The sequence below is a fragment of the Kitasatospora sp. NBC_01266 genome (assembly GCF_036242395.1).
Classification (GTDB): Bacteria; Actinomycetota; Actinomycetes; order Streptomycetales; family Streptomycetaceae; genus Kitasatospora.
On record NZ_CP108458.1, the window covers coordinates 939,707 to 966,375 of the forward strand.

Annotated in this window: 18 protein-coding genes, 1 tRNA gene and 2 pseudogenes; 13 read left to right on the top strand and 8 right to left on the bottom strand. The window is 73.4% G+C overall.

What is annotated here, in order from left to right:
- On the bottom strand, nucleotides 1–1,248 hold the full coding sequence (locus OG403_RS04200; RefSeq protein ID WP_329561511.1) for a SchA/CurD-like domain-containing protein: 1,248 nt from the start codon (nucleotides 1,246–1,248) through the stop codon (nucleotides 1–3).
- A 225-nt stretch (nucleotides 1,249–1,473) separates the two neighbouring features.
- Between OG403_RS04200 and OG403_RS04205 the strand changes: the two genes are divergently transcribed.
- Nucleotides 1,474–3,102, top strand: a complete 1,629-nt coding sequence (locus OG403_RS04205) for an FAD-dependent monooxygenase (RefSeq protein ID WP_329561512.1) — start codon at nucleotides 1,474–1,476, stop codon at nucleotides 3,100–3,102.
- 21 nt (nucleotides 3,103–3,123) lie between these two features.
- Here OG403_RS04205 and OG403_RS04210 read toward each other — a convergent pair whose 3' ends face one another.
- Entirely contained in the window at nucleotides 3,124–4,257 is a 1,134-nt protein-coding gene (locus OG403_RS04210; RefSeq protein WP_329561513.1) for a multicopper oxidase domain-containing protein, read from the bottom strand.
- 253 nt (nucleotides 4,258–4,510) lie between these two features.
- On the opposite strand from OG403_RS04210, the gene OG403_RS04215 reads away from it, so the two are divergent.
- Entirely contained in the window at nucleotides 4,511–4,909 is a 399-nt protein-coding gene (locus OG403_RS04215) for an SHOCT domain-containing protein (RefSeq protein WP_329561515.1), read from the top strand.
- 35 nt (nucleotides 4,910–4,944) lie between these two features.
- On the opposite strand, the gene OG403_RS04220 is transcribed toward OG403_RS04215, so the two are convergent.
- A complete protein-coding gene (locus OG403_RS04220; protein WP_329561516.1) occupies nucleotides 4,945–5,268 on the bottom strand; it encodes a hypothetical protein in 324 nt (107 codons plus the stop codon).
- Nucleotides 5,269–5,284: 16 nt separating this feature from the next.
- Complete coding sequence (locus tag OG403_RS04225; protein WP_329561517.1) at nucleotides 5,285–6,913, bottom strand: nickel/cobalt transporter; 1,629 nt, start codon at nucleotides 6,911–6,913, stop codon at nucleotides 5,285–5,287.
- Between the two features lie 341 nt (nucleotides 6,914–7,254).
- On the opposite strand from OG403_RS04225, the gene OG403_RS04230 reads away from it, so the two are divergent.
- The 5 genes and pseudogenes from OG403_RS04230 to OG403_RS04250 all read left to right on the top strand — a co-directional run bounded on the left by OG403_RS04230 (nucleotide 7,255) and on the right by OG403_RS04250 (nucleotide 13,526).
- Complete coding sequence (locus OG403_RS04230; RefSeq protein WP_329561518.1) at nucleotides 7,255–8,907, top strand: DUF4331 domain-containing protein; 1,653 nt, start codon at nucleotides 7,255–7,257, stop codon at nucleotides 8,905–8,907.
- Nucleotides 8,904–9,629: a class F sortase gene (locus OG403_RS04235; protein ID WP_329561519.1), complete on the top strand. Its 726-nt coding sequence runs from the start codon at nucleotides 8,904–8,906 to the stop codon at nucleotides 9,627–9,629. The genes OG403_RS04230 and OG403_RS04235 overlap by 4 nt, the downstream gene beginning before the upstream one ends.
- A 30-nt stretch (nucleotides 9,630–9,659) precedes the next feature.
- Nucleotides 9,660–11,000: a tetratricopeptide repeat protein gene (locus OG403_RS04240; protein WP_329561521.1), complete on the top strand. Its 1,341-nt coding sequence runs from the start codon at nucleotides 9,660–9,662 to the stop codon at nucleotides 10,998–11,000.
- A gap of 304 nt (nucleotides 11,001–11,304) precedes the next feature.
- Nucleotides 11,305–11,460 (top strand): annotated as a pseudogene (locus OG403_RS04245) (SAM-dependent methyltransferase); the annotation flags it as partial.
- A 35-nt stretch (nucleotides 11,461–11,495) separates the two neighbouring features.
- Nucleotides 11,496–13,526, top strand: a complete 2,031-nt coding sequence (locus OG403_RS04250) for a glycoside hydrolase (RefSeq protein WP_329561523.1) — start codon at nucleotides 11,496–11,498, stop codon at nucleotides 13,524–13,526.
- 34 nt (nucleotides 13,527–13,560) lie between these two features.
- Here OG403_RS04250 and OG403_RS04255 read toward each other — a convergent pair whose 3' ends face one another.
- Nucleotides 13,561–14,250, bottom strand: coding sequence for a response regulator transcription factor (locus OG403_RS04255; RefSeq protein ID WP_329561525.1), 690 nt, complete (start codon nucleotides 14,248–14,250; stop codon nucleotides 13,561–13,563).
- 123 nt (nucleotides 14,251–14,373) lie between these two features.
- Between OG403_RS04255 and OG403_RS04260 the strand changes: the two genes are divergently transcribed.
- A tRNA-Met gene (locus OG403_RS04260) sits at nucleotides 14,374–14,447 on the top strand.
- A gap of 98 nt (nucleotides 14,448–14,545) precedes the next feature.
- On the opposite strand, the gene OG403_RS04265 is transcribed toward OG403_RS04260, so the two are convergent.
- Entirely contained in the window at nucleotides 14,546–16,009 is a 1,464-nt protein-coding gene (locus OG403_RS04265) for an FAD-dependent monooxygenase (protein ID WP_329561527.1), read from the bottom strand.
- A 282-nt stretch (nucleotides 16,010–16,291) separates the two neighbouring features.
- On the opposite strand from OG403_RS04265, the gene OG403_RS04270 reads away from it, so the two are divergent.
- The 3 genes and pseudogenes from OG403_RS04270 (at nucleotide 16,292) to OG403_RS04280 (ending at nucleotide 21,428) form a co-directional block, all read left to right on the top strand.
- Entirely contained in the window at nucleotides 16,292–17,905 is a 1,614-nt protein-coding gene (locus tag OG403_RS04270; RefSeq protein ID WP_329561529.1) for a peptide chain release factor 3, read from the top strand.
- 334 nt (nucleotides 17,906–18,239) lie between these two features.
- Nucleotides 18,240–20,168: pseudogene (locus OG403_RS04275) on the top strand (APC family permease); the annotation flags it as partial.
- A 513-nt stretch (nucleotides 20,169–20,681) separates the two neighbouring features.
- Nucleotides 20,682–21,428 carry a serine hydrolase gene (locus OG403_RS04280; protein WP_329561531.1) on the top strand — a complete coding sequence of 249 codons (747 nt, stop codon included), beginning with the start codon at nucleotides 20,682–20,684 and terminating at the stop codon, nucleotides 21,426–21,428.
- A 218-nt stretch (nucleotides 21,429–21,646) separates the two neighbouring features.
- Here OG403_RS04280 and OG403_RS04285 read toward each other — a convergent pair whose 3' ends face one another.
- The gene (locus tag OG403_RS04285; RefSeq protein WP_329561532.1) at nucleotides 21,647–21,940 is read right to left on the bottom strand and encodes a hypothetical protein; all 294 of its coding nucleotides are present in this window, start codon (nucleotides 21,938–21,940) and stop codon (nucleotides 21,647–21,649) included.
- Between the two features lie 300 nt (nucleotides 21,941–22,240).
- On the opposite strand from OG403_RS04285, the gene OG403_RS04290 reads away from it, so the two are divergent.
- A complete protein-coding gene (locus tag OG403_RS04290) occupies nucleotides 22,241–23,989 on the top strand; it encodes a TIGR03767 family metallophosphoesterase (protein ID WP_329561534.1) in 1,749 nt (582 codons plus the stop codon).
- Between the two features lie 100 nt (nucleotides 23,990–24,089).
- Here OG403_RS04290 and OG403_RS04295 read toward each other — a convergent pair whose 3' ends face one another.
- Nucleotides 24,090–25,442 (bottom strand): serpin family protein, encoded by a 1,353-nt coding sequence (locus OG403_RS04295; protein WP_329561536.1) that lies wholly within the window; start codon nucleotides 25,440–25,442, stop codon nucleotides 24,090–24,092.
- A gap of 245 nt (nucleotides 25,443–25,687) precedes the next feature.
- Between OG403_RS04295 and OG403_RS04300 the strand changes: the two genes are divergently transcribed.
- Nucleotides 25,688–26,653 carry a DUF3048 domain-containing protein gene (locus OG403_RS04300; RefSeq protein WP_329561538.1) on the top strand — a complete coding sequence of 322 codons (966 nt, stop codon included), beginning with the start codon at nucleotides 25,688–25,690 and terminating at the stop codon, nucleotides 26,651–26,653.
- The last annotated feature ends 16 nt before the right edge of the window (nucleotides 26,654–26,669 follow it).

Here is a 26,669-nt window from a genome sequence, read left to right on the forward strand (position 1 = left end):
TCACTCTCCGGTGGCAGCGATGGAAGGTACGTCGCCGGCGGTGTGCGACTCGGACGGTGGGGCGTGGCGGTCGGTGACCAGCTCCATGGCGCAGTCGGCCAGGAAGCGGATGATCCCGGCCCTGGAGTCCAGGTCGGTGTCCGCGTCCAGGTCCAGGCACCGGCTCAGCGCGGTGCTCGCACGGTCGAGCGCGAGGCCGGCCGCCTGGGCGGGGGCTTCCTGGTAGGGGACCCGCAGGTCGACCAGGCGGACCAGGATGCCGTCGCGCAGGAACATGGTGCTGCCGGCCAGCGGCTGCCCCTGGTCGCCGACGACCGAGCGGTCCTGCTCGGCGAGCAGTTGGGCCGCCGCCTCGCCGCGGCCCGGCTTGACCGGGTAGAGGAACGCCAGGCGGATGAACTCGCCGTCATCCGGGTCGAGTCCGGACGTGTCGGGGCCGGACCCGACGTGGTGCACCGCGGGCAGCGCCGCGCGGGCGAAGAAGGACCGCGCCGACGACGGGTCGCCGAGGTCGCGGGCCTCCTCCAGGTGCGGGTTGACGGCCTCCTCGACGGCCCGGACCTCGGGCTGCATGGCGACGTGCCGCAGCGCGTTGCCCAGGTCGCCGCGCACCTCGACCGCGCGGACCACCCGGTTGCCCCGCATGAACAGCGAGGTGCGGCAGAGCCGGGTGGTGCCGTCGACCTGGGCCTGCGGGGAGCGGTAGCCGGCCAGGATGCCGGCCACCGCCCGCTCGCTGCCCGGCTTGACGGTGAAGGTGAGGGCGTGGCGCACCAGTCCACCGCTGGACAGCGGCGGTGCGGGCAGCGGGTCGATGCCGATCATCCGGGACCGGCCGCCCACGGTGGCCGGCCGGTGGCCGGCCGACCGGGCCGGCGGGCGGTGCGGCGGCGGCGTCCCGGGCTCGGGGGTCTCCCGGGCGATGACGAACCGCAGCGAGCGGGTGTCGCTGACGCACGCGTGCAGCGGTTCCACCACCTCGCGGTGGGCGGCGCTCTCCACCCAGGTGAGGAAGGGCTCGGCGCTCTCCCACTCACTGGTGATGAGCCACTGGGAGGAGTTGCCGAGCGACTGGCAGAGCTGGTCGCTGATGTGGCCGGGCACGTCGGCCACCTGATGGCGGATCTGTTCATAGGCGGCCAGGAAGCTCTCTTCCCGGCCGTCGTGCACGTCCAGCAGCAACACGACTCGAAGGCGGGACGTCGCGAGGGCGGCGGGTGGGGCGGGCCTGTCGGACAGGGTCGTCACGATGCTTGTTTCCTCTCGCTCGATCCAGGCCGCCGAGCGCGTTCCGGGGCCTGATCGCATGCGATCGATACTACGTATCGCAGTCGCGGCCGCACGATGCGTGAGTCGCCCGGGTGAAGATCCGGTCAACCGCGGCGCGGGCGGGAATAGAGCAGCGCAGGCAGCACGACCCGTCGCCCGGTCGGCGACGGCCTCACCCACTCCCCGTACGGCTGGAGAGATTTGATGACGTCGAAAGTCGACGACCGCGTGCCCGTCCTGATCGTGGGCGGCTCCCTGGTGGGGCTCTCCGCCTCACTCTTCCTGGGCCGGCTCGGTGTCGAGCACCTGCTCGTCGAACGGCACCCGCAGACCTCGCACCATCCTCGCGGGCGCGGCAACAACGTGCGCACCATGGAGCTCTACCGAACGGCCGGGGTGGAGCGGCTGATCCGCGAGGCCGCCTCGGTGCTGGCCGAGAACCACGGCATCCTGCAGGCCGAGACGCTGACCGGCGGCGACCAGGAGTGGCTGTTCAAGAAGATCGACCCGGGCGGCGCGCTCGCCCGGCTCAGTCCGTCCGGCTGGTGCCTGTGCAGTCAGAACGACCTGGAGCCGGTGCTGCTGCGGTGCGCCAGGGACCTCGGCGGGGAGCTGCGGTTCGGCACCGAGCTGGTCTCCTTCGAGCAGGACGGCGACGGGGTGACCGCGCTGGTCAGGGACCGGGAGAGCGGCGAGCACCGGACCGTGCGGGCCGACTACCTGCTGGCCGCCGACGGGCCGCGCAGCCCGGTCCGGGAGGCACTGGGCATCGGGCGCAGCGGGCCCGGCGACCTGTTCCACAACGTCAGCATCACCTTCCGGGCCAAGAAGCTGGCCGACGCGGTGGGCGACCGGCGGTTCATCGTCTGCTACCTGACGAACCCCGCCGGGGCCGGCGCGCTGCTCCCGGTCGACAACGAGCAGCACTGGGTCTTCCACGCGCCGTGGCAGCCGGACCGCGGCGAGATCCTGGAGGACTTCACCGACGAGCGGTGCGTGGCGCTGATCCGGGCCGCCACCGGCGTGCCGGACCTGGAGGTCGAGGTCACCGGGAAAGCACCCTGGCATGCCGCCGAACGGGTGGCGGAGCGCTACGCGGACGGCCGGGTGTTCCTGGCCGGCGACTCGGCGCACGAGATGTCCCCCACCGGGGCGTTCGGTTCGAACACCGGGATCCAGGACGCGCACAACCTCGCCTGGAAGCTCGCGGCGGTGCTGCGGGGCTGGGCGGGACCCGGGCTGCTGGAGACCTACGACGCCGAACGGCGCCCGGTGGCCCTGGCGACCGGCGCGCGGGCCTCGGCCCGGTCCGCCGAGCACCGGCACCCGGGCTACGACGTCAGCCCCGGCACCGGGCGGCAGGCGGGCATGCTGGCCGTGGTGCTGGGCTACCGCTACGCCTCCAGCGCCGTGCTCGGCGCCGAGGCCGACGCCGGGCCCATCCCGGCGGACTTCCGGCCGATCGCCGAGCCGGGCGGCCGGGCCCCGCACCTCTGGCTGACCAGAGCCGGGACCAGGGTGTCGACGCTGGACCTGTACGAGCGGTCCCTGGTCCTGCTCTGCGGTCCCGAGGGCGGCGCCTGGCAGGCCGCCGGGCAGCGGGCGGCCGAGCGACTGGGCGTCCCGCTCGACTGCCACCGGGTGGGGCACGACCCGCAGGCCACCCTGGCGCCCGAGCCCGGGGCCGACTGGGCGCAGTTGCACGACGCGGCGGCCGACGGCGCGGTGCTGGTCCGGCCGGACGGGTTCGTCGCCTGGCGGGCGCGGACCGCTGTCGCCGACCCCGAGCAGACCCTGGTGGAGGTGCTGGAGCGGGTACTCAGCCGGAGCTGACGGCCCCGGGCCGCTGCCGGGTCACGAGGTGACGCGGTAGCGGCCCGCCATGCCGCCCATCAGGTGGTGCGCGACGTGGCAGTGGTAGATCCAGTCGCCGGGGTTGTCCTCCCGGTACTCGATGGTCAGCGTGGTGGCGGGCCCGATCAGCTCGGAGTCCGCCCAGCCCTGGTAGCCCTGTGCGCTGCGCCAGCGGTGCCCGTGCAGGTGGAAGACGTGGAACTCGGAGCCCAGCGAGGCGATCCGCCAGCGCACCCGGTCGCCGACCTTGGCGGTGAAGGTCGGGGTGTTGTCGAGGTAGGCGCCGCCGTTGACCAGGTTGAGGTTCTGCGCGAGTGACGGGACGTCGGACCGGTAGAGGTCGTGCAGGAAGACGACGAACTCGCGGTCCACCGCCGGGGTCCGCCGGTCGGTGACCGCCAGGACGCCGAACAGGCCGAGTTCCGCGCCGATCTCCATCACCGGCTCGCCCGCGCCGGGGTGCACGGCCTGCGGCGCGGAGTGGTCGTGGTAGGGCCAGGTGCCCACCGACCCCGACGTGCAGACCCAGGTGTAGGTGTAGCTGCTGCCGAACGGGACCGCCGTGCCCGGGTGGTCGGGGTCGTCGGCCAGCCAGCCGCCGTCGCTGTTCCCGTCGTAGCGCACGCCGTGTGGGTGCATGCTGTGCGGCCACTTGTAGTGCTCGTCGTTGTTGCGGAAGTGCACCCGCAGCACGTCGCCCGCCTCGGCCCGCAGCACGGGGCCGGGGATACCGGCGTTGGCGCCCACCCCGTGCGGTCCCAGGTCGGCGTCGAGCGGCTTCCCCCACCCCGCGGTGTAGGCGCGGAAGCCGATCGCCCAGAACGTGGTCTGCGCGGCGGTCATCCGGCGGCCCATCATGGCGTCGTAGCCGTTGGGCACCGCGTTGTGCTGGAAGGACTCGGCCTGGATCCAGTACTCGCGCACCCGCCCGGTCGGCCCGCGCTCGTCCGCCGCGAACGGATCGTCCCCGAGGCCGGCGGACGGCTCCGCCCGGGCCTCGGTCGCGCCGGCGAGGATCGCCGAACCGGTCAGCGCGGCGGTGGCGCCGCCGGCCAGCGCGCGGATCGCGGACCGGCGGCCGGATTCGCGCTCCTGCTGCCGGGTGGTCTCGGGTGGTGCCTGGTCAGCCGACATGGGTCCCTTTCGTGTGGGGACGTGGGGTGGTGGCGGGCCGACTCGGGCGCCCGCGCGGAGGATCAGCACTCCTGCCGCGAGGCTAGGCACAGTGCGCCGCCACGGCCGGTACCTGCTCGGGCGGTATCGCCCGGTCGGCCGAACCGGTTGCTCCGGGCAGTCGTCCCCGGCAGCCGTCGGTCGCCGGTGCCATTACAAGCTGGTATGCCTGATTTATCCGCTTGCATCGAGCGAGCCGGCCCAGGGAGCCACCGTGACCAACTACCCGATGCTCAACCTGTTCTGGACCATGCTGGAGTTCTTCGTGTGGCTGCTCTGGCTCTTCCTGCTCTTCAAGGTCATCACCGACATCTTCCGCAGCCACGACATGAGCGGCTGGGGCAAGGCCGGCTGGATGATCGTGGTCATCCTGCTGCCCTTCCTGGGCGTCCTGCTCTACGTGATCTTCCGCGGCAAGGCCATGGCCGAACACGACCGGGAGCAGGCCCGGCGGGCGGACGAGGCCACCAAGCAGTACATCCGCGAAGCGGCGCAGCCCACCGGCGGCTCGGGCTCGCACGTCGACGAGCTGGCCAAGCTCGCCGACCTCAAGGCCAACGGCGCGCTGACCGAGGAGGAGTACCAGCGGGCCAAGGAGAAGCTGCTGACCTGACCGCGGCGGCCGGCCGGCCTCCCGCCCGCCTCCCGTCAGGGGCGGACGTGGCCCCGGTCACCGCCGAGGCCGGTGTAGAGGTCCATCCAGTGGCGGTCGGTGCTGGTGGGGGGCTTCCCGTCGCAGAAGGCCTTGGTGCCGTTGGCCGTGTAGTAGTGCATCAGCTCCAGGATCGAGAGGGTGTCGGCGCTGGTACCGGCGCGGTAGCGCGGCGCGGGCTCCTTCGCCTGGTGGACCAGGCAGGTCGGGGAGGGCGTGTCGGCCTGGCTGTTCAGGGCGCCCTCGTGGGAGGCCGCGCAGCCGCTGAGGACTGTCGCGGCCAGCAGGACGGCGAGGGATGACAGGTGGCGGGGTGCCATGCGGTGCCTCCGGATGTCACAGCAGGGGCGGCAGGCTGCGGACCATCAGGCCGAGCCCGACGACGAGGACCAGCAGCGCGGTCAGCGCGGCGGTGTGCGGGGCGATACGGCGCAGCAGGGCGAACAGCGGGCGGTCGGCGAACCCGGCCAGCCGGTCACCCAGTCGGACCAGCAGCAGTCCCACGGCGGTGAGGGTGGCCGCCATGCCCAGCCCGTAGGCCACCACCAGGGCGCCGCCGAAGACGGTGCGGCCCAGCGCGATGGCGCCGAGCAGCACCACCAGCGCCGAGGGGCTGGGGACCAGACCGCCGGCGATGCCGAGACCGACCAGGCCACGGGTGGTGAACGGCTCGGCGCGGGCCGCGTCGGCCGCCTCGGGGCCGTGGCTGTGGTGATGGCCGAAGAGACCGTGCCGGTGCGGGGTGGCGTGGTCGTGCGCCGGGTGGGGGTGCTCGTGGGCGTGGTCGTGCTGCGGGTGGTCGTGATCGTGGTGCGCGTGCGCGACGCTGCCGACCAGGGCGGGCCGCCTGGCCTGATCGGCTGTCCGGGCGGCACCGGTGTCGCCGGCGGCGCCACGCGGTCGACGGCGCGCCCGGCGCACCGCGTCGGTCAGCAGGCCCGCGCCGACCAGGGCGACCAGCGCGCCGCTGACCACACCGAGCCAGGCGAGGACGGTGTCGCCGGCGAGCGAGGAGAAGGCGGTCAGGCAGAGCCCGACGATCAGCACGCCGGCGGTGTGGGTGAGGGTGACGGTGGCACCGACGGTGACGGCGTCGCGGGTGCCACCGCGGCGGCCGGCGAGGTAGGCGGCCATGACGGTCTTGCCGTGGCCGGGCAGCAGGGCATGACCGGCTCCCAGCACGACGGCCAGCAGGACCGCCAGCAGCCCGACCGGCAGGGTCAGGCGCTGGGCGCCGGCCAGCGCCGTCAGGTGGCGGGACAGCCCCTCCAGTCGAGCCGTCAGACCGTCGCCGGCCGTGGGCGCGGCGGCCGTCCCGGCAGCGGCGGAGGCGGCGCCCGGGGCAGCGGTGAACTCGGCCTGGATGTCGCCGCGCGGGCTGTCGAGCAGGTCGCGCGGGTAGCTGCGCAGTTCGTCGGAGGGCGAGGCCTCGGGGACGGTGGAGCGCACCAGATGGGTGCCCTCCCCCTTGGCCGTGATCTCGTTCCAGCCGACCCGGGTCGCGTCCGCCCCGGTGGCGGCCCGCAGCGTGACCTGGCCGCCCGCCAGGTCCAGCGGTGCCGTCAGGTGGCATTCGAGGCGGCTGGTCGGCAGGCCCGCCTGGCCGTTCTGGTAGTCGAAGGCGGCCGAGCCGACGGTGAAGACCAGCCGCCGCGGGGTGTCGACCACGAGCTTTCCGGCCGTCTCGGCGCAGCGGGACGCCGCCCAGGCGGCGCGTTCGGCGGGACCGGGGGTGCCGACGCCGCCGGCGGCGACCCGGGGGGTGTCCTGCAGGGTGGGGATCTCGGCGTAGTCGGTGACCGCCAGCACGTCGACCCGGTCGGGGCGCAGCGTGAAGCCGGTGTAGTGGTTGATCGAGAAGTTGCCGAGCGGGTGGGCCTGGGCGGCGGGCGCGAGGCCGCCGAGCAGCCACAGCGCGCCGCCGGCCACGGCCGCAGCCCGACGCAGAAGGTGACGTTGAGTCATGGACTTCCTCCGGGCGGGGCCGAGGCGAACCCGGACATATCCGAGTTGTCCGGCGCATGGTAGCGAGTCGACGCCCCGTCACCCGCACTCCCCCGCCCGCTTCTCACCCGTCTGGCGCCCGCCGCTCACCTCGACGGCCCCGATCGGCTGATACGCGTGGCGCTCTTGTCCTGGTTCGTGATGGTTTAGGCATAGCTTAGGCCGCACTACGGACTGTCAGATCAAATCGCCAGGCAACGCTGCCGGACCCATCCAGTCACCGCGTGAGGCCTCGAGCTCGACCGCCCTCTCTCAGCCGCCCGCCCCGGGCGGCGGCGGTCCTGTACCGGAACGGATGGCAGATGCAGCACCCACGCTCGCCTCGCCGCACCACCTCGGCCCGATCGGCCGAACGCGCCCTGGCCACCTTCGGCACCCTCGGGCTGGTGGCCGCCGGCGCACTCACCGGCCTGACGCCCGGCGTCAGTTCCGCCTCCAGCCACCGCGAGGCCCCGCTGATCGCGGGCGACCCGAAGGCCGACAACACCGACGTCTACGCCTTCACCAGCCCCGACAAGCCCGACATGGTCACGCTGGTGGCGAACTGGATCCCGTTCGAGGAGCCCAACGGCGGCCCGAACTTCTACCCGTTCGCCAACGACGCCCGCTACAACATCAAGATCGACAGCCAGGGCACCGGCAAGCCGGACCTGACCTACACCTGGACGTTCAGCGACCACATCCGCGACGACGCCAACCAGTTCCTCTACAACACCGGCGTGGTCAAGAACTTCGACGACCCGACGCTGAACTTCCGTCAGACGTACACGCTGACCGTGACGGATGCCAACGGGAACACCAGGACCCTGCTCAAGGACGCGCCCACCGCGCCGTCCAACGTCGGCAAGGCGTCCATGCCCGACTACGCGGGGCTGCGCCAGCAGGCCGTGTCGCCGCTGGCGGGCGGCGGCCAGAGCTTCGCCGGGCAGGCCTCCGACCCGTTCTTCCTCGACCTGCGGGTCTTCGACCTGCTGTACGGCGGGAACCTGAAGGAGACCGGCCACAACACGCTCGCGGGCTACAACGTCAACACGATCGCACTGCAGATCCCCAAGAAGGACCTGGCGCTGAAGGGCGACGCGACGCGCAACCCGGTGGTCGGCGTCTGGTCGACCACGGACCGCCAGGGCGCGGTGGTGGCCGACTCGCGCACCAACGGCGGCGACAAGGGCGGCGAAGGGGCCAAGGACAAGGGTGGCGAGGGCGGCTGGCACCAGGTGTCGCGGCTGGGCAACCCGCTGGTCAACGAGGTCGTGGTGCCGCTGAAGTACAAGGACGCGTTCAACGCCCTGGCCCCCGTCGACGACCACACGGTGACCCCGGTGGTCGACAAGGTCAAGGACCCGATCGTCCCCAAGCTGATCCAGAGCATCTACGGCATCCCCGCCCCGGCGACGCCGCGCAACGACCTCGTCGAGATCTTCCTGACCGGGATCTCCAAGAACTCCGGCGGCCCGATCCAGGCCGACCTCAACTCCCAGCTGCTGAACACCGACGTGAACAAGGAGAAGTTCACCCCGGCCGAGGAGCTGCGGCTCAACATGGCCGTGCCGCCGGCCCAGACGCCCAACCGGCTCGGTGTACTCGGCGGGGACCTCCAGGGCTACCCGAACGGCCGCCGGCTCAACGACGACGTGGTCGACATCGAGCTGCAGGCGCTGGAAGGCGCCGCGCAGACCGGCACGATCGTGCCGGCACTGGCCGCCGGTGACGGCGTCAACACGCCCTACCGCCAGCCCGGCGACAGCTTCCCGTACGTCGCGCTGCCCAACACCGCGGCGGTCAACCAGGCCGACAACGTCCACCCGGGCGGCGGCGTGGGCGCCGGCCTCGGCGGCACGGCGCTGGGCGGCCACCGGGCCCCGGTGGTGGCCGCGGCGGCGCTCGGCGGCGGCGCGGCGCTGGCCGGCGCCGGCTACCTGGCCCTGCGCCGGCGGCGCGCGGACCGCGCATGACCGGCCCCGCCAGGAACGGCCGTCCGTCCTCCCGCGCGGGGGGCGGACGGCCGCGGCGCCGCCGGAGGCGCCCGGGCGGCCGGGCGGCGCTGCTCGCCCTGTCCGTGGGGATGGCCCTGGTCGGCGCCGGCGCGAGCGCGCTGCTCGGCAGCGGCCCGACCGCTCTGACGCCGAGCGCCCGGCCACCGGCCCGTACCGCGATCGGCACGCCGGCCGTCCCGCGCGCCGCCGACGGCCCGTCGACCGGCGCGGCCCCCGCCGCGCTGCCGCTGCGAATACGGATACCCGGCATCGGCGTCGACAGCGCGCTGACCGACCTCCAGGTCCAGCCGGACGGCCATCTCGCCGCGCCCAAGAACCCCGAGCAGATCGGCTGGTGGAGCGACGGCCCGCACCCCGGCGACCCCGGCGCCGCCGTGATCGTCGGCCACCTGGACTCCCGCACCGGCCCGGCCGCCTTCTACGGGCTGTCCAGCCTGCACCCCGGAGACACCGTCAGCATCGAGCGCGCCGACCGGAGCCAGGTCGGCTTCACCGTCCAGGCACTGCGGCAGTACGACAAGGACGCCTTCCCCGACAGCGAGGTGTACGCCACCGGTGGGCCGCCCCAGCTGCGGCTGATCACCTGCGGGGGCAGCTACGACCGGGAACAGCACGAGTACCGGGACAACCTCGTCGTCTACGCCACCCTCACCAGTACGCCGAACACCCCCAGGCCCTGATCCTGGACCGACCGAAGCGGGAACCGCGCCATGCGCACGCGCAGCAATCCAGGCCCTCGCGCCGCCCTCTCGGCGGCCGTCACCGCCGCGCTGGCGGTCGGCCTGTTCCTCACCGGCGGCCTCGGCCTCTCGCCCTGGACGGGAGCCTCGAACGATCACGCCAGGCCGGCGGCGAGCGGGCCGAGCGGCGGCGGCGACCCGCTGGCCGCCGACATCAGCACGCTCCAGGACGGCCTGCGCCGGCAACCGCAGGACCCGCTCGCGCTGGCCACCCTCGGCCTGGACTACGTCCAGCAGGCCAGGAACACCGCCGACCCCACGTACTACCCCAAGGCGGAGGAGGTCCTGCAGCGCTCGCTCGCCCAGCAGCCGCAGGACAACTTCGCCGCACTGGGCGGCCTGGCCGCGCTGGCCAACGGCCGCCACGACTTCGCCCGGGCCCTCGACCAGGCCCGGCGCGCGGTGGCCGCCAACCCGTACAACTCCTCGCTGTACGGGACCCTGGCCGACGCGCTGACCCAGCTCGGCCGCTACGACGAGGCCGCCGACGCCGTCCAGCGCATGGTGGACCTGCACCCCGGCACCCCCTCGCTGGCCCGCGCCTCCTACGTCGCCGAACTGCGCGGCGACACCGGGACCGCCCGCACCGACATGCGCCGCGCCTTGCAGGACGCCGCCGGGCCCGCCGACCAGGCCTTCGCCCACTACTACCTGGCCGAGCTGGCCGGCAACAGCGGCGATCCCGCCACCGAGCTCAAGGAGGCCGAGGCCGGACTGGCCGCGGCGCCGGGTTACACCGCGCTGCTGCAGGCCAAGGCGCGGGCCGAGGCGGCTCAGGGGGACACCGCTGCCGCGCTGGCCGACCTCGGCGCCGCCACCCGGCGCGTCCCGCAGCCCGAGTACGTGCTGCAACTCGGTGAGCTCTACCAGGCGGCGGGCCGCACCCGGGAGGCCGAGCAGCAGTACCAGCTGTTCCGGGCCGAGCAGCGGCTCCTCACCGACAACGGAGTCGCCCAGGACAGTGACGCCGCCCTCTTCGAAGCCGACCACGGCAGCCCGGAGCAGGCCCTGGCGATCGCCCGGACCGGACTGCGGACCCGCCCCTTCCTGGACAGCCACGACGCGCTCGCCTGGGCCCTGCACCGCACCGGCCAGGACCGCGCGGCGCTGGCCGAGGCCGACCAGGCGCTGGCCCAGGGCACCCGCAGCGCCCTCTTCCACTTCCACCGGGCGATGATCCAGGCGGGCCTTGGCGACACCGCGGCCGAGCGCGCCGACCTCGGCGCCGCGCTGGCCATCAACCCGCACTTCCACCCGCTGCACGCGGCCGAGGCCACGGCCGCGCTGGCCGCGCTCGGGGGTCAGGGGTGAGGCGGTCAGCGGTGCGGCCGGGCCGGGTCCTCTCCCGTTCGGAGCGATCCACCGGGCGCCGGGCTCCGAAGGGGAAGTGAGCGCGGGGCTGAACGGTCCGATCCGCGGGGCCGGTCCGGCGTGACGGATCGCCCACCGGCGCGGGCTGCGGGTGGAACTGCCGGGTGGCCGGGTGCTGGTGGCCGCGGCGCCCGGCGCGCCGGTGCTGCGGCTGCACCGGCCCGGGGCCTTCTGCCACCGGGTGGGCGAGAACGGGCTGATCGGCTTCGGCGAGTCCTACCAGGACGGCGACTGGGACTCCCCCGACCTGGTCGCGCTGCTCAGCGAGCCGACCGTGCGGCTGTGGCGGCTGTACCTGGCCGGCAGTTCACTCGCCTTCGGCGAGCGGCGGATGGGGGTGGACCAGTTCCTCGCGGTGCGACCGCCGGGCCTGTCGCGGCAGCGGCTCGCAGGCTTGTAAGAAGCGCTCTTAGGAGGGCCCGCCACTCTCGGAGCATGACTACCACGACCTCTCATCGGGCGGTGCGCAGCCGGCGCCGCCGTGCCTCGATGGCCGCGCTCGCGCTGGCGGGCGCCACCGCGCTGGGCGGGCTGAGCTGGCCGTCCGCGTTCGGCGCGACGCCCGCCCGGCCCACGGTGCGCCAGCACGACGGTGTCGTCGAGATCCCGATCAGCGGCGGCACCGCCGAGGTGCGGACCGACTCGCTGGCCGTGACGGCGCGCGGCGACGACGGCCGGACGCTGACCCTCTCCGCGCCCGTCGCGCAGTCGCTCGGGCAGCCCGGCCGGGTCACCGTCTCGGGCGGCACGGCGAGTTGGACGCTGCCCGGCCAGGGCCTGAGCGTCACCGCGGCGGCCGTGCGCGGGCGGCTGCAGGTCACCGTGCACGACGGCCGGGACGGCGCCAAGCTCTCCTGGCCGGTCACCGGCACCGATCCGGCCGCCTCGCAGCTGCAACTGCCCAGCGGCGAGGGGCTGGGCATCCCGGTCGCCGACCCGTTCTGGAACTCGCCCGACACCGGGGTGGCCGGCAACTCCTACGACCTGGAAGCCGACCTGAGCCTGCCGCTGTGGGGGTACACGCTGGGCGGACGCGGGGTCAGCTACCTGGTCCCGCAGCCGATCGGCACCTCGCTCGGCCTCGCCTCGCAGTCCGGCCGGCTGGACGGCACCGCCTTGCACACCTTCTCCCAGCGGGAGGGCACCCAGGACTACACCGTCACCTTCGCCCTCACCGACCCGTCCCCGGTCGCACCCGCGCAGGACTACCGGCGCTGGCTCACCGAGCACGGCCAACTGGTCACCCTGAACAGCAAGATCGCCGCCAACCCGGCGGTCGCCGGGCTGCTCGGCGCCTTCCACGCCTACACCTGGGGCACCGCCCGCACCGCCCAGGGGATCGCGCAGATGCAGGCGCTGGGCCTGTCCCGGATGTGGCTCGGCTACGACGCCGACGCGCAGCCGATGGACCCGCAGGCGGTGGCCGCCGCGAAGCGGGCGGGCTACCTGGTCGGCCCGTACGACTCGTTCGCCAACGGGCAGGACCCGAGCACCGCCGACTCGCCCACCTCCGCCTGGCCGGCTCCGGTCTACCCGGACTTCTGCATCCACCAGCAGGACGGCTCGGTGCTGGCGGGCTTCCACGACCGGGGCTGCTACCTCAGCTCGCAGGCCTTCGCCCAGCACGGCCAGTACCTCACCCAGCGCACCGCGCAGATGACCGCCAACGGGGCGAACAGCTACTTCCTGGACGTGGACGCGGCCGGCGAGCTGTACGACGACTTCAGCGCCGACCACCCGATGAACCAGCAGCAGGACGAGGCCAACCGGATCGCCCGGATGCGTCAACTCTCCGGTCCGGACAAGCTGGTGCTCGGCTCGGAGGCCGCGCACAGCTGGGCCGCGCCGGTGATCGCCTTCAGCCACGGTTCGCAGACTCCGCCGGCCAACGGGCTGTGGCCGCTGGAGAAGGACAAGGACGTCTGGGGTGGCTACGCGCCCGCCGGCGCGCCCGGAGTCTTCTTCAAGCCGGTGACCCTGCCGGCCGACCTGAGCAAGGCCATGTTCGACCCGGTGTACCGCATCCCGCTGCTGGAGACCGCGCTGCACGACTCGCAGGTCAACCTCGACCGGTGGGAGCTGTCGTACACCAAGTTCCCGGCGCTGGAGACCGATCGGGCACTGCTGGCGATCCTGGACAACACTCCGCTGAACCTGGTCCTGGACGGTCCGACGCTGGCCACCGACGGCAAGCAACTGGCCGCACTGCAGCAGTACTTCGCGCCGCTGCACGAGGCCGCCGGCACGCAGCCGATGACCGGGTTCCGGTATCTGAGCGCCGACCACCAGGTGCAGCAGACCGAGTTCGGCGACGGGGTGCTCCAGGTGACCGCCAACTTCGGCACCAGCGCCTACGGTTCGGGCGCCGACGCGCTGCCGGGCGGCTGCGTGGACGCGAAGCTCAGGGGCGACCGGCAGCCGCGCCGGCTCTGCCCCACCACGCTGCCGCAGGCACCGCTCAAGTGAGCGCCCGGCTCGGCTGCTGAGCGCCGGCCGGCGCTCATGACGTGTCCAGCCGGTAGCCGATCCCGTGCACGGTGTGCACCAGGCGCGGCTCGCCGCCGGCCTCCAGTTTGCGGCGCAGGTAGCCGACGTAGACGGCGAGCGAGTTGGAGCCAGGTCCGAAGTCGGCGCCCCAGACCCGCCGCATGATCGCCTCCCGGGTCAGCAGCTGCCCGGGGTGCCGCAGCAGGAGTTCCAGCAGCGCGAACTCGGTACGCGAGAACTCCAGCGGTCGGCCGCCCCGGCTGCCGGTGCGGCTGTGCGGGTCCACCGTGAGGTCGGCGAAGCCGCACTCGTCGCGCTGCGCCGCACCGGTCACGGTCCGGCGCAGCAGCGCGCGCAGCCGGGCGGTCAGCTCGTCCAGCGCGAACGGCTTGACCAGGTAGTCGTCGGCGCCCGCGTCCAGCCCCGCCACCCGCTCGCTCACCGCGTCCCGGGCGGTGAGCACGATGACCGGCAGCCGGTCCCCCACCGCCCGCAGCTGCCGGCAGACCGCCAGCCCGTCCAGGGCCGGCATCATCACGTCCAGCACCAGGGCGTCCGGCTGCCAGCGGGCCACCTCGGTCAGCCCGGCCAGCCCGTCGGCGGCGGCGCGCACCTGGTACCCCTCGACCTGCAGCCCCAGCGCCACGGCGGCCCGCACCTCGGGGTCGTCGTCGACGACCAGCACCCGCAGCCCGCTGCCCACGCCGCCCCCGCCTCCCCCGCGCCCTCGCCGACCCGGGAGGGACGCCGGACGATCCGTCCCCGGTTCCGCCCGGGAGCCGGATTTCGCTTCTCGTCCGCACTGCCGTAGAGTCGGGTTCACCGACGCGGGGTGGAGCAGCTCGGTAGCTCGCTGGGCTCATAACCCAGAGGTCGCAGGTTCAAATCCTGTCCCCGCTACTACGTAGTAGCAAGCAAGGCCCGGCACACCTGGTGTGCCGGGCCTTGCGGCGTTCTGGCGCCGGGTTGCGGCGGTCAGGCCCGGGGCCTTGCGGCGGTCAGCCGCGGCCGAGCAGGTCCAGGTAGGCCGCCAGCGCCGCCGGGTCCTGGGTGGCCAGGCCGAGGTAGCCGTCCGGCCGGACCACGAAGAGTCCGGGCCCGAGCGGCGCCAGCTCCGCGAACTCGCGGACCACCAGCTCCGCCGCGCGCCCGGCCGGCGCCGGTCGCCCCACCGCGAGCAGGGTGGCGTGCGGCCCGCGCAGCAGGTCGAAGAGCCGCCCCTGGGGCAGGGCCAGGTCCGGGATCCGGTCGCCGGCCCGCAGCGCCTCCTCGGGCAGGTCGGCGCGGGTCTCCACGCTGAGCGGGCTGTCGCGGTAGGCGATCCCGAGCTGCGAGGTCTGGCCGGCCCGGCGGGCCACGGCCGGTCCGCTGCCGCGGTAGGAGTGGTGCAGCCGGCTGCTGAGCTGGAGCACGTCGGCGGCCACCGGCAGGCGCTCCGCCTCGTAGCTGTCCAGCAGCCGCGGCGGCGCACCGTGCCGCAGCACCCGGCCCAGCTTCCAGCCGAGGTTGTAGGCGTCCTGCACGCCGGTGTTCAGCCCCTGGCCGCCGGCCGGCGAGTGGATGTGCGCCGCGTCCCCGGCCAGCAGGACCCGGCCGGCCTGGAAGCGGTCCGCCAGCGCCGCGCGCGGCCGGTACTCCGAGGTCCAGAGCACCTCGAGCACCGCCTCGGCGGGCAGCTGGGTGCGCTCCGCGATCACCGCGCGGACGGCCTGCGGCGAGGTGTCGACCGGGCCCTCGCCGACCGGGACGGAGAGCGCGAAGTGGTCGGTCCCGGGCAGTGGGCAGAGCGAGAGCGTGTCGCCCGGCGCCCGCGTCCACATGTGCCAGTTGCCGCGGTCCAGCCCGGTCAGCCGGACGTCGCCGACCAGCGAGGCGCGCGGGTCGAGCGTCTCACCCGTCATCGTGACCCCGAGCGCCGCGCGCACCGTGCTGCGTCCGCCGTCGGCGCCGACCAGGTAGTCGGCGCGGACGGTGGTGGTGCTGCCGTCGGCGCGGGTCAGCAGCGCCCGGACCGACTGCTGATCCTGGCTCAGCGAGGTGAGCGCGACCCCGAACCGGAGCTCGCCGCCGAGCTGCCGCAGGCGGGCGTGCAGGATCTCCTGGGTGCGCCACTGCGGGAGCATCCAGCCCACCGGGTAGGGCACGCCCGCCGCGGCCGGCGCCGGCTCCACCAGGTCCCAGAGCTTCAGGGTCGCGTCCGGACGCCGGCTGAGGACCCTCGGCAGCGGACCGCCGGCCGCGAGTATCGCGTCGATCACCCCGAGGTCGTCGAAGACCTCCTGGGTGCGCGGCTGCACGCCGCGGCCCCGCGAGCCGGGGAAGAGCGCGGCACTGCGCTCGATCACCAGTGCCCGCACGCCCCGCCGGGCCAGGTCGCAGCCCAGGGTCAGGCCGGCGGCACCGGCGCCGACCACCAGCACCTGGTAGTCGTCGTCCTCGTTCCTCGCATCACTGGAATCCATCCCGGGAGCTTCGGCCAGTGCTGACCAACCGTCAAGTGATCGCCGGACCGGCAGCCGCCTCGGGCCGGTCGGCGGCCTTCCTGAGCGGCTGTCAGCCCGGATCGCCGACCGGTCCGCGCACGACGCCCTGCCGCCGTTCGAGGTCACACCGTCCGGCCTAATAGAATCGACCCTCGGGCCTGCGGACCAGACGCCGGGCTCAGCAGGTACGGAGAGGCATCACCGGCCTGATGCCCTCCCCCAGCCTCCGGCCGGGGGGACCCCCAGCCCGCGAGGAGACACGTGAGCAACGAACAGTCCGTCCCCGTCCTTCAGGTCCTCAACGAGGCCGGCCGTCGGCGGACCTTCGCCGTCATCAGCCACCCGGACGCGGGCAAGTCCACCCTCACCGAGGCGCTGGCGCTGCACGCGCGGGCGATCACCTCGGCGGGTGCGGTGCACGCCAAGGGCGGCCGGCGCGGGGTGACCAGCGACTGGATGGAGCTGGAGCGCGAGCGCGGCATCTCGGTGACCTCCGCCGCGCTGCAGTTCGACCACCGCGGGCACGTGATGAACCTGGTCGACACCCCCGGGCACGCCGACTTCTCCGAGGACACCTACCGGGTACTGGCGGCCGTCGACTGCGCGATCATGCTGGTCGACGCGGCCAAGGGCCTGGAGGAGCAGACCCGCAAGCTCTTCGCGGTCTGCCGCCACCGCGGCGTGCCGGTGATCACCTTCATCAACAAGTGGGACCGCCGCGGTCGCAACGCGCTCACCCTGCTCGAGGACATCGAGACGCACCTGGGGATCACCCCGGTGCCGGTGGTCTGGCCGGTCGGCGACGCGGGCAACCTGCGCGGCCTGGTCGAGGCCGACAACACCGAGCAGATGCTGCGCTACACCAAGGTCCCGGCCGGCACGCACGCCGCGATCGAGGAGCAGCTGACCGCCGAGCAGGCCGCCGAGCAGGAGGGCGAGGACTGGGCGAACGCGCTGGAGGAGCTGGAGCTGGTGCTCTCCTCCGGCCCCGGCTACGACCAGGAGGCGTTCGAGGCCGGCAAGATCAGCCCGGTCTTCTTCGGCGCCGCGCTGACCAACATCGGCGTGAAGCTGCTGCTGGACGCCGTGGTCGACCTGGCCCCGGCGCCCGGTCCGCGCCCGCTGGCCAAGGGCGGGGCGCGCGAGGTGGGCGAGGAGTTCTCCGGTCTGGTCTTCAAGATCCAGGCCAACATGGACCCGGCGCACCGCGACCGGATCGCCTTCGTCCGGGTCTGCTCCGGCATCTTCGAGCGCGGCATGAACGTCACCCGCGCCGCCAGCGGCCGCTCGTTCGCGACCAAGTACGCGCACACCGTGTTCGGTGCCGAGCGCACCGTGGTCGACACCGCCTACCCCGGCGACGTGGTCGGCCTGATCAACGCCAGCCAGCTGCGGGTCGGCGACACCCTGTACACCGGCCGGAAGGCGGAGTTCCCCGCGCTGCCGGCCTTCGCCCCCGAGTACTTCGCGGTGGCCCGGCCCAAGGACATCAGCCGCTCCAAGCAGTTCCGCAAGGGCGTCTCGCAGCTGGACGAGGAGGGCGTGGTCCAGGTGCTGGTCTCCGACCGGCGCGGTGACCAGGCGCCGGTGATGGCCGCCGTCGGCCCGATGCAGTTCGACGTCGTGCTGCACCGCATGGAGCACGAGTTCTCCTCCCCGATCACGCTGGACCACCTCTCGTACCGGCTGGCCCGGGTGACCGACGCGGCCGGCGCCGCCGAGCTTGGCAAGGCCCGGCTGACCGACGGCGAGGTGCTCACCCGGCGCTCGGACGACGTGCTGCTGGCCCTGTTCGCCGACAAGTGGCACCTGAACGCCTTCCAGCGGGCCAAGCCCGAGGTGCTGCTGGAGCCGCTGATCGCCACGGCCGACTGACCGGTCGGCGACCCGTCCGGCCCCGGTCGGCGACCCACCACGACGGCTGAGCCCCCGCACCGCGGGGGCTCAGCCGTTTCCGCTTCCGCGGCCGGCCGCGGTGGTGACGCCCAGAGCACGCGCTGATGACGCCGCGGTAACGCCCAGGTGAGTTACGACACACCCCCGACGATAAGAACGCGTCAAGAACGGACAGCGACGCGCCGCCGACTGGCTTTTGCCGTCAAGAACGCGCTAAGCAGTGCAGGTGCAAAATGACAATGCGACCGTCGCGGCGCCAGAGCGCCCCCTTGGCGCGGCCACCGGACCCGGCGTCCTGCCGCCTGAAGTCGACCTGCCGGAGAGCCTCGGCTACCGGGCCAAGCGGGTCCTGCTCGGGCCGCCGCTGGTGACCTCGGAGCTGCACAACGAGAAGCTCTCGAAGCCGATCGCGCTCGGTGTGCTGGCCCCGGACTGCATCAGCTCCAGTGCCTACGGCACCGAGCAGATGCTCACCGTGCTGGTGCCCACCTTCGGCGTGCTGGGCTTCGCGCTGGTGATGCCGGTGACCGGCGTCATCCTGGCGCTGCTGCTCCTGCTCACGCTCTCCTACCGCGACGTCGTCATGACGTACACCCGGGCCGGCGGCTCCTACGTGGTCGCCCGGGAGAACTTCGGCCCGCGGGTGGCCCAGATCGCCGCGGTCGCGCTGCTGATCGACTACATCGTCACGGTCGCCGTGCAGACGGCGGCCGGCACCGACGCGGTGGCGTCGATGCTCCAGTTGCTGTTCCACACGAACATCGACTCGGAGAAGATCTACATCACGCTCGGCGTGGTCTGCCTGCTCTGCTACGGCAACCTGCGCGGCATCCGCGAGGCCGGCAAGGCCTTCTCGCTGCCCACCTACCTGTTCATCCTGGCCACCGGCCTGACCGTGGTCGTCGGTCTGATCCGGCTGTTCACCGGCACCCTGCCGCAGCTGAGCAACGCCGACCTGCACGCCTCCGGCGTGATCAACATCGGCGACTCGACCCACGGCCTGCTGACCTTCGCCTCGCTCTTCGTGCTGGCCCGCGCCTTCGCCAACGGCGGCTCCTCGCTGACCGGCCTGGAGGCCATCTCCAACGGCGTCAGCGCGTTCCGCGAGCCGCAGGGCAACAACGCCCGGCGCACCCTGGTGATCATGAGCGCCACGCTCGGCGCCCTGGTGCTCGGCGTCTCCGTGCTGGCCTGGAAGACCCACGCCGTGCCGTTCACCTCGGGCAGCCCCACCGTGCTCGCCCAGGAGGCGCACCTGGTCTTCGGCCAGAGCGGCTTCGGCTCGGTGATGTTCGCCTTCGTCCAGGTGGCCACCGCGCTGATCCTCTACACCGGCGGCAACACCTCGTTCAACGGCTTCCCGTTCCTGGCCAGCTTCGTCGCCGAGGACTCGTTCCTGCCCCGGCAGCTGACCATCCGCGGCCACCGCCTCGCGTTCTCCAACGGCATCATCGTGCTGACCGGCGTCTCGCTGCTCCTGCTCATCGTCACCCAGGGCAACCTGACCCGGCTGGTCTCGCTCTACGCGATCGGCGTCTTCACCGGCTTCGTGATGGCCGCCAGCGGCCTGGTGAAGTACCACTGGACCCGCCAGGAGAAGAACCGGATGGCGAAGGTGGTGGTCAACGCCTGCGCCGCCGTGGCCTCGGCCGCCGTCGTGCTGATCTTCGCGGTCACCAAGTTCACCGAGGGCGCCTGGACGGTCGTGGTGATCTTCCCTATCGGCGTCTGGGCGCTGATCCGGACCAACTCCCGCTACCGGGCCGAGAGCGCCGCACTGGCCACCGCGCCCGCCTCCGCCAGCCTGCCGAGCCCCAACCGCAGCACCGTCTACATCCTGGTCGACCGGCTCGACCTGTCCGTGCTGCGCGCCCTGCACCACGGCCGCAGCCTGCGGCCCACCGAGCTGCGCGCGGTGCACTTCATGGTCGACGACCGGGCCGCCGAGCGGCTGCGCACCCAGTGGGACGAGAGCCGCGCCGCGGACGTCCCGCTGGAGATCATCGACTGCCCCGACCGCCGACTGCGCCGGGCCACCGCCGAGCTCGCGGCCCGCGCCACGGCCGACGGCCGCACCCGGGTCACCCTGGTCATCCCGCGCCGCGCGTACGGCACGCTGATCGGCCGGCTGCTGCACGCCCGGGTCGGCGACCGGATCGCCCAGGCCGCCAGCCGGCTGCCGAACGTGGCGGCGACCATCGTGCCGTTCGACGTCAGCCAGGCGATCGACGACATGGACGCCGACGCCCAGCACGGCGTGGCGGCGGACCTGCCGGCCGCTCCGCGCGTTGAGCAGCGCGTTCAGGCGCTGCCGACCGAGGTGCCGGTGCCGGACGCGACGGGCACGACCGCGTCCCCCGAGGGTCTGACCCACATGCGCGACCTGGTCTGGCGCGAGCGGGCCAGCGTCGAGGGCCAGGTGCGCTCGGTGCACGTCACCCCCGTCTCGGGCGTGCCGCAGCTGCAGTGCCAGCTCTACGACGAGACCGGCGGGATCACCCTGGTCTTCTTCGGCCGGCGGGACGTGCCGGGCATCAGCCCCGGGGTGCGGCTGCGCGCCGAGGGCATGGTCGGCAACACGGACGGCAACCTGACGATCGCCAACCCGACCTACACGCTGCTCCCGAAGACCGAGGGGCAGCCGGCGGGCTGACGGCCGGCGCAGGACGAATGGCGGCGGTGTCCGGGGAGTCCCGGGCACCGCCGCTTCGTGCTGGGCGGGCCGGGCAGGCCGGAGCCCGCAATAGCATGAGCCGTGCTCTCGATCGCCCTGGCGCCCTGGCGCGGCTCACCGGTGCTGCTGCGGAACGCGGACGCGGTGCACGAGTCCGCCAGCACCATGAAGGTGGCCGTGCTCGCGGCGGTGTACCGCAGCGGCATCGACCTCGACCTGCCGGTTCCGGTGCGCAACGGATTCCGTTCGGCGGTCGGCGGCGAGTACGCGAACTCGCGCGGCTATGACGGCGACCCGCGCCCCTGGGAGCTGCTCGGCACGAGCGTGCCGCTGCGCTGGCTGGCCGAGCGGATGATCACCCACTCCTCGAACCTGGCCACCAACCTCTGTCTGGCCCAGGTGGGGCTGCCGGCGGTGGCCGAGGTCTGGCGGCGGGCCGGCGCCACCGCCAGCGTCACACCGCGCGGGATCGAGGACACCCGGGCCGGCGCCGCCGGGCTGCTCAACCAGGTCACCGCGCGCGACCTGGTCCGGCTGCTGGAGTCGCTGGACGCGGCGGAACTGGCCGTACTGGAGGGCAACGCGCACCGGGTGGACCTCGCGGCCGGGCTGCCGCCGGGTACCCGGACCGCCTTCAAGAACGGCTGGTTCCCCGGCGTGCGGCACTGCGTGGCGCTGATCCACCCGCAGGACGCCGCGCCCTACACGCTCGCGGTCTGCTACACCGGGCCGCTCGCCTCGGGCCGGACCGTGGGCGACCCGGCGGCCGGGCTGCTGGCGCGGATCTCGGCCGGGGTGTGGGAGCGCCGCGGGGAGCTGACGCGATAAGACCGACCGGCAGATGGTGGGCAGGCGAAGACCCGCAAGGTGGGCTCCCTGCGCCGGCATTGTCCGGATCAGGTGGTGGAGGTCGCCTTCCGGTCTCACAGATCTTCCGGCCTCTCAGCCCGACCGGTACAGCACAGCCCCGGCCGTGAGTCCCCACTCATCACCCGGGACCCGATCCGGTCGAACTCCCTCGCTCGCCCTGCGGGCCGCCTACCAGGCTACTCCCGCCGCAGGGACGGCACCGACAGCGGGCTGCGCACCTCGTCGGCACGCGCCAGGCAGGCCAGCGAGTCCCGGTACTCCTCGCGCGCGATCAGCCCCGCCAGCAGTCCCGCCGCCAGCAAGCACTCGGCCTCCTCCCGGCTGAGTCCCGGGCCGGCCACGGCGGGCAGCGCCCGCACCTCCAGGTCCTGGTGGCGGCGGCGCGCGATCACTTCCACCAGCTTGCGCACCGCCCGGCACAACCATCTGACCACGGTCACGGCCGCCATCAGCAGCAGTACGACGATCATGACGGCCACCTCCGCAACAGCAGAACCTCACCCCTCCAGCCTCCTCCCCCGCGCCGCATTCCACAGCGCGCGGCCGCCCGGACCCGCGGCCGGTGGCATCCCTCGCCGAACAGCGCTTGCTCAGCGGGGTCCGGCAGGTACCCAGAGTTCGCCCAGCGTTCTCCGCCGCAGGGCTGCCCAGCGCGGCTACCAGCGGGTAACGTGCCCTCTCGGCCCGCAGCCACCCACGGCCGGCCACCACCGCACACCGTTCTCCGCCGACCGTCCGGGCTCTGGCGGGGCGTCACAAGGGGGAGACCCATGTCCGCGTTCAGTCGGCGCCGCTTCATCAACGGCGCCTCCGCCACTGCGGCCGGCGCCGCGCTCTCGCTGGCCGGCGGCACCTTCGCGTCGGCCGCGGCCCGGGACGGCGCGCTGGCGGCGACCGCGGCGCGCGCGGTGACGGTCGACGGCACGACACTCGAGCAGGTGGCCACCCCGCTGGGCAGCAGCGGCTACCGGCGGCTGCTCTCCGGGCCGGGCTGGCCGCTGGTGGTCCGCGGCGAGCTGGCCACCGCCCAGGCCGGGCGGGACGGCCGGCGCACCGGGCTGGCCAGCTTCGTCCAGTTCACCGACCTGCACCTGTGCGACACCGAGTCACCGATGCGCTTCGAGTACCTGGCGCGCTGGAACGACGCCGCGCACCGCCCGCAGGAGACGCTGACCGTGCGCGGCGCCTCCTCGCTGGTCGAGCGGGTGAACGCGGTGGCCAACGGCCCGTACACCGGCCTGCCGTTCAGCCTGGTGATGGCCACCGGCGACAACACCGACAACCACGAGCAGGTCGAACTCGACTGGTACCTCACGGTGATGAGCGGCGGTCGGGTGACGCCGAACAGTGGTGACCTCAGCCGCTACGAGGGCGTGCAGAACTCCGGCGACGCCGCCTACTGGAACCCCGAGTCCGCCTTCCAGGACACCTACAAGGCGGACGGCTTCCCGCAGATCCCGGGCTTCCTGACCGCCGCCGGCAGCCCGTTCCAGGCGCCCGGCCTCAAGACGCCCTGGTACACCACCGTCGGCAACCACGACGACAGCATCGAGGGCACCCTGCCCGACCTCGGCCTGCTGAACTCGGTCTACACCGGCGACCGCAAGATCGAGGGCTGCGACGACGCGGACGCCGCCAAGCTGGCCGGCCTGCTGAAGAGCGACCCCGCCTCCGCCGTGCTGCTGCTCGGCAAGCTGCTCGAAGACGCCGACGCGGTCCGCGAGATCACCCCGGACGCCCGCCGACACCCGTTCACCACCGAGCAGTTCGCCCAGGCCCACCTCAACCCGGCCTACACCGGCGCCGGTCCGGTCGGCCACGGCTTCACCTCGGACGCGGTGAGCAGCGGCAACCTGTACTACACCTGCGAGATCGCCCCGGGCGTGCTCGGCATCAGCCTGGACACCACCAACGCGGCCGGCTTCGCCGACGGCTCGATCGGCACCGCCCAGTTGAACTGGCTGGAGCAGCAGCTGCGGGCCAACACCGACCACTGGTACGACACCAACGGCAACCTGGTGCGCGGCGGATCGAGCAGCCGGCTGGTGGTGCTCTTCAGCCACCACACCAGCACCACCATGGGCAACCTGCTGCTCGACCCGCGCCACTTCTTCGAGCGCCGGCACAACGGCGGCGAGCTGGTCGCGCTGCTCCAGCGCTACCCGAACGTGGTCGCCTGGGTGAACGGCCACACCCACCAGAACCAGATCACCGCACACGGCCACGCCGTGCCCGAGCGCGCCTTCTGGGAGATCAACACCGCCTCGCACATCGACTTCCCGCAGCACGCGCGGATCATCGAGATCGCCGACAACGGCGACGGCACCCTCTCGCTCTTCACCACCCTGATCGAGTCCGCCGCCCCGTACGGCACGGCCTTCGACGACACCTCGGACGCGGGCCTGGCCTCGCTCTACCGCGAGCTCTCCTTCAACGACCCGTACGCCAGCCCGGGTGTCAAGCTGGGCACCCCGCTGGACCACAACACCGAGCTGCTGCTGGCCAAGCCCGGCCGCTGACGCCGTCCTGGGTGGCCGGCCCGCACCGCGTTGCAGGGCTGCGGGCCGGTCAGCCGGCCGGGTCGGTCACCCGGCCAGGTCGGTCACCCGGCTGGGTCGGTCACCTGGCTGGGTCGGTCACCTGGCCGAGGAAGAGCGGCTGCCCGCTGCCGACGTCCCTGATCAGGAAGAGGAACGGGCGGTCGATGTGCAGCGTCGCCGCGCCGCCCCGCTGCGGCGCGGCGGCTCCCGCGATGCCCACCGCCGTGCCGGCCGCCGCGGTGGTGCCGCTCTCGTCCACGGTGATGTCGGCCTGCTGCACCACCGTGCTCAGGTACGGCTGGGCGGCACCGGGCCCCGGGATGCCGGAGAAGTCGGCAGTCGGCACGAAGGCCGAGTGCAGGCCGAGCGCGGTGAGCGCCTCGGTCAGGTTGTTCGCCGTACCGAAGTCGAAGCGCGGCAGGGTCAGGTCCACCTCGGTGTCGGAGAGGCCGGCCAGCATCCGGTCCAGGCCCGGGCCGTCCAGACCGGCCCGGAACCGGTCGAACGAGCCCTGCCCCGGGACCACCAGGTCCATCACCAACCCGCCACCCGCGTAAGGCAGTTCCACCGCCTGCCAGGGCTGGTCGGCGGTGCCGCCCTGGGCGTAGCGCAGGGTGCCGGTCTCGGCCATCGTGCTGACACTCGCCGTGCTGCCGTCCAGGCGGTGGAACGGCCGGTCGGCGGTGTCGGCGTGCTCGAAGGGGTGCGCCCAGGCCGCCTTGAGGTAGAGCGCGTCGGTGAGCACCAGCACGGTGCTGGGGTCGACCGAGCCGGGCGGCAGCAGGTTCTTGATCCGGCCGTCGGTCTGCTGCTCCACCAGCGCGTTGACGGCCTGCCGGGCGGTGTCGGGGTCCTTGACGAAGTCCGCGGTGCGCAGGCCGGCCTGGAAGGCCTGGGCGAGCGTCTGGAGGTACGCCTGCTGGACCGGGTAGCCCCGCTGGGTCCAGACGGTGTCGGACTGCTTCAGCACGGGTGCCTGGCCGGCTTTCTGGTTCGGGCCGCCCGGCTGCACCGCGCGGCCGGCGGCACCCATCGCCGCCACATAGCGCGCCGGCGGCAGGCCGGTGTGGAGCACGGTGGCCAGCTCCTGGGCGGTGCCGCCCCTGGCGCCCGGCAGCAGCATCGCCAGTGCGGTGGCCAGGCCGGACGGCGAGAGCACGGTGTTCGCCTCGCCGGCGCCACCGCTGTTCGGGCCGGTCAGCGCGTGCAGCAGGTCCAGGCCGAAGGCGTCGGTGGCCGTCGCGGCGGCGGACAGGTCGGCGGCGGGCGGCGCGGTCGGCGGCGCGGTCACGCTCAGCCGGAGCTCCCCCGTGGCCGCCGCGCCCGGTGCCGGGGTGCTGCCACAGGCCGCGAGGGCGAGCAGCCCGGTCACCGCCGCAACTGCCGCCAGTGCCGCCGCGCCCGTCGTCGCTCGTCCGGTTCGCCTGTTCATCGTCGCCCCGCCTCGTGCCGTGGCTGCCGACCCGGTCGCCGGCAGCCGTGGCGGTGGGACGCGGACGGCGGCGATCGGGTTCCGCTGGCCCGTTCCAGCCCCGCGCTCGGCAGTACCCGGTGCCCACCGGGCTTGCCCGGTTCAGCAGTTGCCCGCGCCCGGACCGAACCGGCCCACTACAGTGGAGCGGGGGCAGGAGGAGGTCTCGGAGGCCGAACTTCCCGCGGCGCAGGGTTGCCGCTCCCGTGGCTGCGGCCTTCGCGCTGACGCTGATCGGCGTCAGCAGCTGTGGCAGCAGCGCGAAACCGCACTCCACGGCCTCGCCGACGCCCAGCGCCTCGGCCGGCAGCCAGGTCTCGCCGCTCACCGGACTGCCCGGCCCGGCCGGTCAGATCCTCGCGGTCAAGATCGACAACATCGTCAACGCCCGCCCGCAGACCGGGATCAACTCGGCCGACGTGGTCTACGCGATCGAGGTGGAGGGCGGGATCTCCCGGTTCCTCACCATCTTCGACAGCAACCACCTGCCGCCGGGCAACGCGGTCGGGCCGGTGCGCAGCGCCCGGGAGAGCGACCTGCCGATCCTGCAGCAGTACGGCAAGGTCGCCTTCGCCTACTCCGGCGCGCTGAGCAAGTTCCTGCCGGTGCTGGCCCAGGCGAACATCTTCAACGCCTCGCCGCAGCAGGTCGGTTCCGCGTACTACCGGGGGACGGAGAACGTCGCTCCGTACAACCTGTTCGTGCGGCCCTCCTCGGTCCTGCAGGCCTTCCCGGACTCGGCCCAGGCCAAGGACGTGGGCTTCCGGTTCGGCCCGGCACCGCAGGGCGGGACGCCGACCGACAGCTTCACCGCGACGATGCCGGCCGCCTCGTTCACCTTCAGCTGGTCCGCCGCGCAGGACAAGTACCTGGTGGCGATGGACGGCAAGCCGGCCATGACCACCGATGCCGGGCAGATGGGCGCGCCCACCATCGTGGTGCAGAAGGTGGCCGAGACCACCTCGCCGCGCGGCTTCATGGACTCCCCCGGGGTGCTCTCCCCGTACGCGCCGACCGTCGGCAGCGGAGAAGCGGTGGTGCTGCGGGACGGCAAGGCGTACCAAGGCAGTTGGTCCAGGACCGACCCGGACGGCGGCACCACGTTCAGCTATGCCGGGCAGCCGCTGAACTTCCACCCCGGGCAGGTCTGGGTGGTGCTGGAGCCCCAGTGAGCCTGCGGCGCACCAT